9 protein-coding genes are annotated in these 13,126 nt (G+C 58.8%); all 9 read left to right on the plus strand.

Annotated features, from left to right (window positions below; genetic code table 11):
• Positions 1–30: 30 nt before the first annotated feature.
• On the plus strand, positions 31–3,096 hold the full coding sequence (locus ACIX8_RS08540) for an SLBB domain-containing protein (RefSeq protein WP_014264937.1): 3,066 nt from the start codon (positions 31–33) through the stop codon (positions 3,094–3,096).
• 21 nt (positions 3,097–3,117) lie between these two features.
• A complete protein-coding gene (locus tag ACIX8_RS08545) occupies positions 3,118–4,812 on the plus strand; it encodes a capsule assembly Wzi family protein (protein WP_014264938.1) in 1,695 nt (564 codons plus the stop codon).
• On the plus strand, positions 4,812–6,101 hold the full coding sequence (locus tag ACIX8_RS08550) for a Wzz/FepE/Etk N-terminal domain-containing protein (RefSeq protein ID WP_014264939.1): 1,290 nt from the start codon (positions 4,812–4,814) through the stop codon (positions 6,099–6,101). Before ACIX8_RS08545 ends, ACIX8_RS08550 begins: the two co-directional genes overlap by 1 nt.
• Positions 6,101–7,426: an oligosaccharide flippase family protein gene (locus ACIX8_RS08555; RefSeq protein WP_014264940.1), complete on the plus strand. Its 1,326-nt coding sequence runs from the start codon at positions 6,101–6,103 to the stop codon at positions 7,424–7,426. The genes ACIX8_RS08550 and ACIX8_RS08555 overlap by 1 nt, the downstream gene beginning before the upstream one ends.
• Positions 7,423–8,601 carry a glycosyltransferase family 4 protein gene (locus ACIX8_RS08560; protein WP_014264941.1) on the plus strand — a complete coding sequence of 393 codons (1,179 nt, stop codon included), beginning with the start codon at positions 7,423–7,425 and terminating at the stop codon, positions 8,599–8,601. The genes ACIX8_RS08555 and ACIX8_RS08560 overlap by 4 nt, the downstream gene beginning before the upstream one ends.
• Positions 8,602–8,660: 59 nt before the next feature.
• Positions 8,661–9,437, plus strand: coding sequence for a WecB/TagA/CpsF family glycosyltransferase (locus ACIX8_RS08565; protein ID WP_150110536.1), 777 nt, complete (start codon positions 8,661–8,663; stop codon positions 9,435–9,437).
• Positions 9,438–9,518: 81 nt separating this feature from the next.
• Positions 9,519–10,670 carry a glycosyltransferase family 9 protein gene (locus ACIX8_RS08570; protein WP_014264943.1) on the plus strand — a complete coding sequence of 384 codons (1,152 nt, stop codon included), beginning with the start codon at positions 9,519–9,521 and terminating at the stop codon, positions 10,668–10,670.
• A 99-nt stretch (positions 10,671–10,769) separates the two neighbouring features.
• Positions 10,770–11,777: an HPr kinase/phosphorylase gene (locus ACIX8_RS08575; protein WP_014264944.1), complete on the plus strand. Its 1,008-nt coding sequence runs from the start codon at positions 10,770–10,772 to the stop codon at positions 11,775–11,777.
• Positions 11,777–13,099: an MFS transporter gene (locus ACIX8_RS08580; protein WP_014264945.1), complete on the plus strand. Its 1,323-nt coding sequence runs from the start codon at positions 11,777–11,779 to the stop codon at positions 13,097–13,099. Before ACIX8_RS08575 ends, ACIX8_RS08580 begins: the two co-directional genes overlap by 1 nt.
• Positions 13,100–13,126 lie beyond the last annotated feature (27 nt).

Raw genomic sequence — 13,126 nt, forward strand, 5'->3', positions numbered from 1 at the left:
GATCGCATCCTGATCTCAAAAGTTGATCCTATGACGAAGCAAACGACAGTTCGATGGGTACGCCGCAGCCGCAACCTGATGCTGTGCCTAACCGTGTTTGCCGCAATGTGCGGCTTGCTGCAGGCTCAACAGCAGCCCTCCACACCGACCGGCGCGCCACCCACGGAGGGTACGGCGGGATCGTCCTCTTCCTCTTCTTCGACGGGTGCGGGTTTGGGATTGGGTCTGGGTCTGGGATCTTCTGCCTCCGCTTCTTCTTCGGACTCTACGGACTCCGACTCTATCGATACCCAGAGCACGATGGGAGCTTCGAACACGGATCTCAGTGCAGGCCTGGGCTCCAGCAGCAGTCTTACTTCGCATGACTCTCTGACGGCTGCCGAGATCGACGACATTCTTCAGCAGCGGCCGGAGCTGGTTCCGGAGCTGAAGCAGTTGATCGCCGATCAACTGCAGCTGCAGGGAACCGCGGTTCAGGCCGATTCGATCACGGACGATATGCTGTACCGGCAGATTGCCACCAGCGCCAGTCTGCGCGCGAGCATTACGCAGTGGATGCTTTCGCGCGGCTATATCTCGCAGGACGATCTGCATCGTTCGCTGGCGGGCGCGGATGTCGATCAGCGCTCCACTCCTGGGCTCGACTCGCTTGCCACGTTGCCCGGAGCAGGTCTTGGGAGTGGCGCCTTCCCAACGAGCCCGACGACGGACAGTACTTCTTCTTTCCCCAGCAGTACAAGCTCTGCGCCTACGATGGCGCAAAGGACCAGCCCACTCGACAGGCGTCGCAATATTACCGATGCGCCGGCGGTTCTTCGCGTTCCCGCACCCTACAACCTTCTCGCCATGCGCGATCTTTACACGCAGATCCCGCAGGATGATACGAAGCTCAGGCGCTTCGGCTCCGATGTGTTTCTCAACCGCGCCAATTCGACTGCCATGCGTGCGAGCGGCGGCCAGACCACGGTGCCGCTCGACCTTCCCGTAGGTCCTGACTATGTGCTCGGCCCGGGCGATGGGCTCACGATCAATCTCTGGGGCGGTCTCTCGCAGAGCCTTACGCGCGTTGTCGATCGCGAAGGCAAGATCATCCTGCCGGAAGCCGGAGCGCTTGTCGTCGCCGGCATGACACTGGAGCACGCGCAGGCCACGATTCAGAGCGCGTTGAAGAGTCAGTTCCGCGACGCGCGCATCGATGTGACTGTTGCGCGTCTGCGCACGCTGAGGGTCTATGTTGTCGGCGATGTACAGCGGCCTGGCGCTTATGACCTGAGTTCGCTCTCGACGCCTCTGAATGCTTTGTATGCAGCGGGTGGGCCGACCTCTGTAGGCTCTCTGCGTACGGTGCGCCACTACCGTGGTGGGAAGCTGGTCAATGACGTCGACCTCTATGACTTCCTGCTGCATGGCGTGCGAATCGATGGTGAGCGGCTGGAGTCAGGCGATACGCTGCTGATCCCTCCTGCAGGAGCCGAGGTCGCTATCTACGGCATGGTGAAGCGCCCTGCGATCTACGAAATGAAGATCGCCGCTGATGGCGCGAAGCCTGATTCCACGCTGGCGGAGATGCTGGACGACGCAGGCGGCGCTACCGTGGCGGCGGCTCTCGACCACATCACGGTTGAACGCATCAAGCCAAACCAGGAGCGCGAGACCATCACGCTCGACCCGGCCGCTGCGGGTACTTCGAATACACCCGAAGCTTCGCGCCAGGGCATCACTGATTTTCACGTCAAGGATGGAGATCGCATTCACGTTGGCGCGATTCTTCCGTACAGCGAACACGCGATCTATGTAGAGGGACATGTCGTTCGTCCTGGGAAGTATCCCTATCGCGACGGCATGAAGCTCGGCGACGTGATCCACAGCTATCAGGACTTGCTGCCGGAGCCCGCGGCGAAGGGTGATGTCATTCGCCTGGTTCCGCCGGATCTCCATGCGGAGACGATCGAGTTCGATGTAGCCGATGCCATGATCGGGAACTCCACCCTGACGCTGCAGCCCTTCGATACGATTCGGATCTTCGGACGATATGAGGTTGACTCTCCCCAGGTGGTGATTCGCGGCGAGGTTCTGCGCCCCGGTCAATATGCCCTCTCCGAGGGCATGACGGCGGCCCAACTGGTGAAGATGGCCGGTGGATTCAAGCGTGATGCTCTGCTTGAGTCGGCCGATCTTACGAGCTACACCATTCAGGGTGGCAAGAAGGTCGTCAGCGATCGTACGGCCATCGGCATTGGGGCAGCGGTGCAGGGCAATGACCGCAGTGCGGATGTTTCCTTGAAGCCTGGCGACATTCTGACCATTCATCAGATCTCCGGATGGAGTGACATCGGCTCTTCCATCAAGCTCGGGGGAGAGGTCACCTATCCCGGAAGCTATGGTCTGCAGGAGGGCGAACGACTGAGCTCTGTTCTGCGTCGCGCAGGCGGCTTCCGCACTACGGCTTATCCGGATGGTGCGGTGCTCATACGCACAGGGGTCAAGGAGCTGGAGGAGAAGAGCAGAGATGAGCTCATCCGCCAGATCGAGTCGCAGTCGGTCGCGGCGCGTGTTCCTACCAGCCTCAATCCGCAGAACCAGGGACCGCTCCTGCAGGCTGCTCAAGCGCAGCAGGCAGAGATCCTGAAGCAGTTGCGCACGCAGCCTGTGATCGGCCGCATGGTCATCCATGTCAGCGCCGATATCGATAGCTGGGCTAATACTCCGGACGATATCGAGATGCGCCGCGGCGATGTGCTGAGTGTGCCCAAGCGGCCCGGCTTCGTGCTGGTCACCGGCCAGGTCTACAACGGCTCAGCGATTACCTTCGTTCCCGGCAAGGAAGCCAGTTGGTATCTCCGTCGGGCTGGTGGTGTGAACGGAGTTGCCAACAAGAGCGAGATCTTCATCATTCGCGCGAATGGAATCGTCATCGGCAAGCACTCGGGTGAGTGGTACTCCGGCAACGTTCTTTCCACGCACCTCAATCCCGGCGACATCATCGTTGTCCCGCAGAAGGTCATTGGCAGCTCCATCTTCTGGCAGAACTTACTCACGGTCGCTCAACTTAGTTCCTCCATTGCCATTACGGCGGCGGTTGCAGGGCTTCTCTAACTCATGATGCGCAGGCTTACGATGCTTCTACTCACTCTCATCCCGTTGCTGCAAGGCCAGGCGCAAACCCGCGTCCAGCCCGCTGCGCCTTCAGGTGGAGAGATGGAGGCGTCGGGCATGGCGTCCACCTACATGCCGATCGAGAGCTGGGTTTACTCGGCTGTCGATCGGCTGGCGGCCGCGGGATATATTCAGACCGCGTTTGTGGGATTGCGTCCCTGGACGCGTATGGACTTTGCACGGCTGATCGTCGAAGCCCAGGAACAGCGCTCCGATGCAGGATTTGAAGAGCAGATCGATCCGCAGATCCTCGGTCTGATGAAGGACCTGTCTCTGGAGTTCGCGCCCGAACTTCGGCGGCAGGACGGTGAGCGCAATAGGGAAGCTCGCATCGAGTCCATCGACTTTCGCAGTACGACGATTCACGGCACGCCGTTGACGGACGGTTTTCATACCGCACAGACCATCGTGAACGACTATGGACGCGCTTACGGCAAGGGCGAAAACTCCTACTCCGGTCTTACGGCGCGTGCGACCTACGGGCCTTTCGCCGCGTACATTCGGGCTGAGGTGCAACAGAGTGCGCTGGCGCCGCAGGCCCCGGCGACGGCGGATGCAGCGATTGCCGCGGCCGACTTTACTCCTACGGCTGCGCTTGGACCGCACACCGGCTTTACGGGCGGCAGGGTGATCGAGGCGTATGTCTCCTATACGTTGCACAACAATCAATTCACCTTCGGCAAGCAGAGTCTCTGGTGGGGCCCGGGCAACGGCGGTCCGCTATTGATGAGCAACAATGCCGCGCCGCTGACGATGCTGCGCTACGACCGTGTGCGGCCCTTTGAGATTCCAGGTCCTGGCCGGCTCCTCGGCCCGATTCGCTTCCAGGCATTTGTGGGACGGCTTACAGGCCAACAGTTTATCGATGTCGACGGAGTGTCTGTCGGGCAGTCTGGTGTGTCCTTCAGGGATCAGCCTTATATCCATGGAGAGAAGGTCTCGTTCAAGCCCACGCCGGACTTTGAGTTCAGCGTCTCGCGAACTACGATCTTCGCGGGGATGGGTGCTCCATTTACGACGCACAGTTTCCTGAGCAGCCTCTTCTCCGGCAGTACGGCCAATGGCCAGACCGATCCGGGTGACAGGCGCGTCGCGATCGACGCACAGTACCGCCTTCCCGGATTGCGCAACTGGCTGACGGGTTATATCGATGCCTTTAGCGACGATGAACCGTTTCCTCTCGTCTACCCGTCGAAGAGCGCCTGGTCGCCCGGACTCTATCTTTCGCATGTGCCGCATCTCTCGCACCTGGACGTTCGGGTTGAGGGATTTCTCACGCCGCGCCGAATTTATTTTCCGGGCTTCTATTACTTCAATGTTCACTATCTCAGCGGCTATACGAATAACCGCGAGCTGATGGGGAGCTGGATCGGGCGCGAGTCCGATGGATTCCAGCTCTGGAGCACCTGGTGGCTTTCATCGCGTTCGTCGCTCCAGGCCAGCGTTCGCCATGCCACCCAAAGCGCTCAATTTCTCCACGGAGGAAACCTCCTCGATCTCAGTCTCTCCGCCGATATTGCGCTCAAGAGGGACTGGCAACTGCGTGCTACCGCGCAGGAGGAACGCTGGTGGTTTCCTCTTCTTTCAAATACGCCCACTCATAACCTGGCGGCAACCATACAACTCTCATACCGGCCTGCGCCGAGGAGCTTCTAGTGTCCAGCACGGATCACATCTCGACCCCTGTGGCGACCAAGCCTACGGCCAATTGGGTTACCAACGCCACGTTCCTGTGGACCCGCCGCCGCACGCTCTTTCGCGTGGGGGTAGTCTCGCTTGTCCTGAGCGGAATTATCGCCTTCACCATCCCAAAGCAATATCAGTCCACGGCGCGGCTTATGCCTCCTGAGCAGGGCAGTTCGGGTGCGGCGATGCTGGCCGCGCTTGCGGGCCGTTCGCTTGGGGGACTGGGCGGTCTGGGCAGTCTCGCCGGCAGTCTGCTGGGCGCGAAGTCCTCGAGCGCTCTCTACATCGACCTGTTGCATAGCCGCGCGATCAACGATCGTATTATCGACCGCTTCAACCTGCAGCACGTGTACCACAAGCGCTATCGCATCGATACGGTGAAGTACCTTGTGCGTCACACGAAGGTGGAAGAGGACAAGAAGAGCGGTGTGGTGACTCTTACCTTCACCGACACCAACGCGGAGCGCGCCCGCGCAATCGCAGCCGCGTATATCGAAGAGCTGAACAACCTGCTTACGCATACAAGTGTTTCTTCCGCGCGGCAAGAGCGGGAGTTTATCGAGAAGCGGCTGGTTACGGTACAGGATTCGCTGCTGACAGCGGAAAAGGCGATGAGCGATTTTTCCAGCGTCAACACTACGCTCGACATCAAGGAGCAGACCCGTGCCATGGTCGATGCAGGCTCCAAGCTACAGGCCGAGATGATCGTCGGCCAGTCTGAACTGGCCTCCCTGAAGCAGATCTATGGAGATGACAATGTGCGCGTACGGGCCGCACGAGCGCGTATTGCCGATCTGCAGGGTGAACTCCAGAAGATGAGCGGCAGCAGCGCGGAAGTTCCTGCGCGGGACGCGAAGGGCGATCCGAACACCTCGAGCCTGTATCCCTCGCTGCGGCAGATTCCGCGCCTTGCCGTTCCTTATGCCAATCTCTATCGCGATGTCCGTATTCAGGAGACTGTGTTTGAGCTGCTCTCGCAGCAGTATGAACTGGCGAGGATTGAAGAGGCGAAAGACACACCGGTCGTCAGCGTGTTCGAACAGCCGCTGCTGGCGGAGAAGAAGTCGTTTCCTCCTCGCGTGCCGATGATGCTTCTGCTGACGATATTTTTTGTAGGGATCGCGGCGACCATTCTTATTCTTCAGAACTCCTGGGAGCAGGTAGCTGCCGACGATCCGCGCAAGGTGCTTGTCCAGCAGATTGCTGCCAGCATCCGCGCTCGCACGCCGGGTTTCATCCCAGAGCGGAGGAACCCGTAGTGAGGGCTCATCTCTCCAATGCCGCTTATGGTGTGCTGGACTATGCAGCATACCCCGTCGCCATGCTGGCGGCGGCGCCGGCATTGCTACACCATCTCGGTGTGGCGCAGTACGGAGTGTGGGTCGTTTGCACGGCGGCGGTAAGTACAGGAGCCATTATTGCGGCGGGCTTCGGCGACGCCAATATTCAGTACGTCGCCAGCATGAACAGCCTCGGCAACAAGGACGCGACCCTGCACGCGGTACGCAGCATGCTCGGCATCAACCTTCTGCTGGGCTGTGTCTTCGCCCTGATCTCGCTGGCCTTCGTGCCCCTGATCTCGCATCATGTGGCAGCGCTGAGCGGAAGCCTGTACCAGGCGTGTCTCTGGTCGCTCCGCATCGCGAGTGTGCTGATGCTCGTGCGCGCTATTGAGAGCGTTTGTGTCAGCACGCAGCGCGCCTTCGAGCGTTACGGCGAGGCCGTGCGCATCAGCATCCTGGTACGAGTAGTTACGATCGCGGCTGCGGTCGTCATCACACGCTATGGCTATGGCGTGATCAGCATCATGGTCTTCACCTTTGTGCTCATGACGCTGGGAACGCTGGCGCAGCTTGTCCAACTGAAGCGGCGGCTCGGAGCTTCGTCGTTGTGGCCCGCCTTCGACAAGCAAGCTACCTCAGCTTTATTTGAATTCGGAATCTTTAGCTGGTTCATGGCTGTATCAGCCGTGCTCTTCAACCAGGCAGACCGGTTGATCCTGGGGGTTTCTCTGGGCGCAGCCACCGTTACTTCCTATGCGCTCTGCGTGCAACTGGCACAGCCTATCTACGGTATCGCCGCCGCCGGATTGCATTTTCTATTTCCGTATCTGGCTGCGCGGCAGGCTATCTCACAGCCGGGTGCGCTGAGGAAAAATGTTCTGATCGCCTTTGCTGCAAACCTGGCCTTCATCGTTGCCAGTACGGCTGCCGTTCTTTTCTTCGGACGTCCGTTGCTCAACGCCTGGGTAGGTCCGGCGATTGCCCAGAGCGCGTCCGTGGTGCTGGCTCCTATCGTGTGGAGCTTTGCGCTGCTGGGGCTCGGAGTTACCGGCTACTACTCGTTGCTGGCGCTGGGCCATGTGCGCTCCGTTACCTGGCTCAACCTGCTGGGCGGCGCTGCCATGCTGGCTTTGATGGCCTGGCTGCTGCCGCGCACGGGCATTCGCGGCGTTGCGATCGCACGGCTGGTCTATGGCCTGATCACCCTGCTGATGTATTTTCCGCTTATTCGCATTCTGTTCAGAGCTTCGAAGACCTCTCTTCCTGCAACGGGCCTCCACCCAGTCTGTGAGGACCTATGAAAGTTCTGATCGCTGCTGTCATCGCGTCCGAGCATATCTCCGGGGTCTCGCGGCATGCCGTGAATATGGTTCGTTGCCAGCTCACACGCTCTGAGATCTCCGAGATTCATCTTGTAGTTGGCTCGTGGCAGTATGACGCGTTCCGCGCCATGCTGCCGCTTGCCGATGGAAGGCTAAAGATCCATCAGGTCGAGGTCCGCCGCAAGGCATTCAACCTCAACCGCTGGTACTACAACGAGCTTCCTGGACTGGCGAATCAGTTTGCCGTGGACATCGTTCACCTGTCCTGCCCCATGGTGTTGAAGCGGTCGGCCTTTCGTTGCAAGGTCGCCGTAACGTTGCACGATCTCTATCCTTACGACTTTCCGGACAACTTCGGATTTCTGAAGATGATGTTCAATCGCATCCTGCTGAAGCAGTGTCTGCATGCGGTGGATGCTGTTGCCTGCGTCTCGGAGAGCACGCTCCGGCGGCTCGATATGCATATGCCGGACGTCGCAAGGCTGAAGGCGGCAACGATCTATAACTGCGTCGATCCCGGCCCCGCCATGGCGAGCCAGAGCCCTATTCCTGGGTGGAAGGACGAGCCATTCTTCCTCTGCGTTGCCCAGCATCGCCGCAGCAAGAACATCGTTCTCGGCATGCAGGTATTTCAGCAACTGCTGCAACATGGCGACATAAAACCCAACACCCTCCTGGTCATTATCGGCATTGAAGGACCGGAGACGGCTTTCATCCGGCGTTTTATTCATGACAACGATCTTGGGCGTCACGTTGTTTTATTGCACGGGATTGAAGATGCGGAGATGGAGTGGTGCTATGCGCACTGCGAACTTCTGCTCGCGCTTTCGAGCATTGAGGGCTTCGGGCTTCCGGTCATAGAGGCGATGCTGCATCACTGCCGGGTCGTCTGCTCCGATATCCCTGCCTTTCGCGAAGTAGGGGGTGCGTATTGCCATTACGCCTCTCTGCAGCCTTATCCGGAAGCTGCTTTTATCGCTGCGGTTCGCAACGCTCTCAAAGATGTGAAGTTTCGTGTCGGCTCGGCGGAACGTTTTTCGAGTTCCCGGATTGTTGAAGCCTACCTCCAGCTCTATACCCATCTCCTTCACGGCACGTCCGTGGTCGAGAACCGTAACCACCTGGTCCCATCCCTGGAAAGAGGTCGCTTGTGAGTGCCCAGCCACACAGAAGAAAAGCAAATGTATTGGGCATCGGAGTCGATGCAGTTAATATGCAGCAGGCCCTCGCACGGGTGGCAGAGGAGCTGGAAGCGCGGCGCAAGGGCTATGTGTGCCTCACGGGGGTGCATGGGGTGATGGAGGCGCAGCGCAATCCTGAGATGGCAAGGGTGCTGGCGAACTCTGCGCTGACGGTTCCTGACGGCATGCCTACCGTGTGGGTCGGACACTATCAGGGTTATCTGCAGATGGAGCGCGTTACCGGACCCGATCTGATGCTGGAGATCATTCAGCGCAAGGAGTTCCGCGATTACACCCACTTTTTCTGCGGAGGAAAAGAAGGCATTGCCGGGGAGCTGCGCGATCAGCTTGTCGCTCGCTTTCCCCATGTAAAGATCGTCGGCACCTATACGCCTCCCTTCGGTCCTCTCTCTGAGGAACAGGAACGAGAGCTTATCGAGCAGGTAGATCGTTTGAAGCCGGATATGATCTGGGTCGGCATCAGCACGCCCAAGCAGGAGCTCTTTATGGAGCGGTATCTTCCCCTGCTCAACACCACACTGATGTTTGGAGTCGGCGCAGCCTTTGATTTCCATACGGGCCGTATCGCCGACTGCGCGGAGTGGATCAAGCGTTGCGGACTGCAGTGGTTCCACCGGCTGCTCCAGGACCCCAAGCATCTTTGGAGGCGTTATCTGCGCAACAATCCTTCATTCCTGTTTTCGATCACACTGCAACTGCTGGGCCTGAGGTCTTATCCACCGCAGACCCATCCGAGGCCGCATGAGGTTCCGCAGCCTGCCTGGGTCAAGTCTCCGCCGGCACGTTGAGTTGTGCAGCCGGGCTATGAATTCTTTCGGATGGCGGTTTCTGTAGCAGGGTTTCGTACAAGCAGTTTTGGAGAGTCACCTTTGCTGCAATATTCTCAGCGGAAAGTTATCGCTTCACGGGTGCTGGAACGTATCCTCGCACTTCTCAAGCCGGTATTGCTTCGCACATCTTCGAAAGACTCGCACGCTATTACGTCGCCTACGGTGGTCCTCGTAGAGCCTTTTCAGATGGGCGATGTTCTATCGCTGGCGGTGATGATTGCTCCTCTGCGGGAGCGCTTTCCAGGCGCGAAGATTGTCGTCTGGTGCCATAGCAGGAACGCGCACCTCTACCAGGACGACCTGCGTATTCACAGAATTGTGCACGGCCCTTTTCCGTGGTCCAGCCGAAGCAGCAAACGCGGAACTCTCTCTCAATGGCTGACAGTGCTGCGCAGTTGCCGCGAGATGCGCGCTTATCGTCCCGACATTGCCATCGATACTCGTGGCGACATTCGCAGCCAGGCGCTGATGCTGCTGGCGGGTTGCACACAGAGGATCGGCTACACCACCTATGTAGGTTCCAATATTCATCTGAGAGGATTGTTGCTCAGTGAACCTCTGGATGATCCCGAGGTTCAGCATCGCTACCTCAGAAATCTGAATGCCCTCAAGCCACTCCTGGGCTTTATGCCTGAGCTGCATCTGCCTGCTCTTTCGAGACACAGGGTACAGCCGCCGGCGAAGGGAGAGTCAACGATCGTGCTTCATCCCGGGGCCGGCTGGGTCTATCGGCGGTGGGATGAGGCGCGATGGGCCGCTCTGATCGGTGAGCTGCAACAACTGCCTGGTGTGCGAACAGTGCTGATTGCAGGGCCGGGAGAGAGGGAGTTATGCCATCAACTTTCGAAACGGCTTGACCAGCCCATTGAAATTGTGGCGACGAACTTTCAAGGGCTACTGGACACGGTGGCAACGGCCAGTCTCTTCATCGGATTGGACTCCGGGCCCATGCACGCGGCTGCTCTTATGAATGTGCCGGTACTGGCATTGTTTGGGCCGGGTGAATCGAATGTCTGGCGTCCTTTGAGCGAGAAGAGCGAAACCTTCCACCACATTGGAGACTACCCTTGTCATCCCTGCACACAAAGGGCGTGTGTGCGGCCATCCGATTCGTGCATGACGAGGATTGAGGTGGAGGAGGTCTTTCGGGCAGCGGTTCGGGTATTGGGCATTGAAAGGGCCAGGGCATAGGGTTCAGGGCCCAGAAGGCTTTGTGTTCTGAACCCTGGGCCCTATGCCCTGAGCCCTTCTGAAAATACTGTTCAGTCGTATCGACTGCGGAGCAAGGTGATGATGACGATTCAAGAGATCGAAGCGGCGTGTGAGGCGTCGCAGACCCTGGACTTTTCCAGGCATGACATAGAGGCTCCCGAGCTTTCTCTGAAGAAGATGTTTTATCCGTTTGGCTTTCCTGTCGAGGTGAGCACCAACTCCGCCGAGGTGTTGGAGATTATGGAAGATCTCTGGGGGAAGTTCGAGAAACAGCACGACACAGAGCCGATTCTTGCGGACGTTCATGTCGTGGAGGGCAGTTCCACCGAGTGCCCTCCGGCCCCGACATTCCGGTTCATGCAGCCGCTGCTCCTGGGGGTTGCGGACGGGGACAACTACTGTATCAGCGACCTCCAGCGAACCAAGTCGCAGATTACGATCTCTCGTGCGGCGCTCCAACGCAAACTGTACGCGGGCTACTTTTTGCTGGGAACGCCGATAACCCACGTTGCCACACGATTCACGACACCGGTACATGCGGGGTGCGTCGCACTGGAGGGAAAGGGAGTACTGCTGTGCGGCGACTCGGGCGCGGGCAAGTCGACGCTCTCCTATGCGTGCGCCCGGGCGGGATGGACGTACATTGCGGATGACGGCAGCTACCTGATCAACGATCGCGAAGACCGCATGGTGACAGGTGATTGCCATCGAGTGCGCTTCCGCCCGGAAACGTCGGAACTGTTTCCAGAGCTGATTGGGCTGGAGATTACGCCGCGGGCTGCCGGGAAACCTTCGATTGAGCTGCCCACAGCGCCGATGCCGCATATGTCCTGCGCGCAGACGGCACAGGTCGATTACATCGTGTTTGTGAACAGGCACACGGGAGGTTCCCCGGAGCTCAGACCCTATCGCAAGGACGTAGCCCGGTATGCCATGCAGCAGATGTTTTATGGGCTGCCGGAGATGCGCAAGAAGCACCATAAGACGATCGAACGTTTGCTCGAAGCTGAGATCTTTGAGCTTCGTTATACCGATCTGGACTGGGGCATAGAGCGTTTGCAACGGCTGGTCCGGGAGGGACGATAGTGGAACTGTTGCTGAGCCAGGCTGGAGCCAGGAAGGGAACTCCTTTCTGGAAGAGCCCTGCCGCGTGGCTGCGGGAGAAGAAACTAAGCCGGGGCTTCTGGATCTTTTTTACGGCCGCGTTCTTTTTTGATTTTGGATTTTCGGTCTACGTCTTTCTCTTCAATCTCTACCTGCTGGACGTTCACTTTAACGAGCGGGCGATGGGATTGATCGGCGGGGCCGCGACGCTGGGTTCGGTGGTGGGGACTCTGCCTGCGGGTGTGCTGGCGCGGAAGATCGGGATTCGTCCGCTGATGATCATTTGTTTTATCGCCTCCTCGGTGCTTTGCGCTTTGCGTGTGGTGATCGTGTGGGAGAGCGCACAGCTGGTCCTGGGTTTTCTGAGCGGGTTGGCGATGTGCCTGTGGGGCGTGTGCTTTTTGCCCGCAGTGGCACGGCTTACGACAGAGGACAATCGCGCCTCGGCTTTCAGCCTGATCTTTTCGGTGAGCATCGGTACGGCTGCCCTGGGCGGTATTGTGTGCGGCTACCTGCAGCAGTGGCTGAAGATGGCCGGGCTCGTGTTGCAGCCTGTCGAGGTGAAACGGATCATCCTGCTGTCTTCCTGTGCCATCGTCGCGGTGGGGTTGGCTGCGGTGCTGCGTCTGGAGATGCCCGCGATTCTGCGGGAGGAGGAACCTCAGGGGCGTCAACGCAAGCGATGGATGCCGCACCCCTTCCTGCTGCGGTATCTGCCGGCGATGGCTTTATGGACGGTGGTGCTGGTGGCGTTCACGCCGTTTGCCAATGTGTATCTGTCCAAGAACCTGCATGTTCCGATGTCGCGCATTGGGCTGATCTTTTCCGTGGCCCAGATTGTGCAACTTTTTGTTGGGCTGCTGACACCTATGCTGTTTCAACGTTTGGGGATGGTTCCCGGGATCGTTGTGACCCAGATTGCTACAGCCGTGACGCTGTTATGTCTGGCAGCAACACACAATAGCCAGGCGGCGGTGGGGTTCTATCTCGGCTTCTCCGCGTTGCAATGGATGAGCTCTCCAGGCCTGTACAACCTGCTGATGAGCAAGGTGCCAGACAAAGAACGCAGCACGGCGGCTTCGGGGGCATTGTTCTGCAACGCGGTGGTTGCATCGGGAACGACAGCAGGAGCGGGAATTTTATTCGTTCGATTTGGATATCCGCATGTGTTGATGGGGATTGCGGCATTGGCTTTTGCGGTGGCGATGCTGTTCTGGTTACTGATCGGGCCTATGGATCGCCGCGTGCCGACACAATCGCAGACTGAAGCTGGTTCGCTTGAAGGGATCGAGGTAGAGGGATGAAACGAGTCTGTGCCGTGCTTCTTGTGA

This window comes from Granulicella mallensis MP5ACTX8 (genome assembly GCF_000178955.2).
GTDB classification, from domain to species: domain Bacteria; phylum Acidobacteriota; class Terriglobia; order Terriglobales; family Acidobacteriaceae; genus Granulicella; species Granulicella mallensis.

Coding starts and splice junctions, on each gene's coding strand:
- ACIX8_RS08540 (WP_014264937.1), top strand. CDS start 31: ATGACGAAGCAAACGACAGTTCGATGGGTACGCCGCAGCCGCAACCTG.
- ACIX8_RS08545 (WP_014264938.1), top strand. CDS start 3,118: ATGCTTCTACTCACTCTCATCCCGTTGCTGCAAGGCCAGGCGCAAACC.
- ACIX8_RS08560 (WP_014264941.1), top strand. CDS start 7,423: ATGAAAGTTCTGATCGCTGCTGTCATCGCGTCCGAGCATATCTCCGGG.
- ACIX8_RS08565 (WP_150110536.1), top strand. CDS start 8,661: ATGCAGCAGGCCCTCGCACGGGTGGCAGAGGAGCTGGAAGCGCGGCGC.
- ACIX8_RS08575 (WP_014264944.1), top strand. CDS start 10,770: ATGATGACGATTCAAGAGATCGAAGCGGCGTGTGAGGCGTCGCAGACC.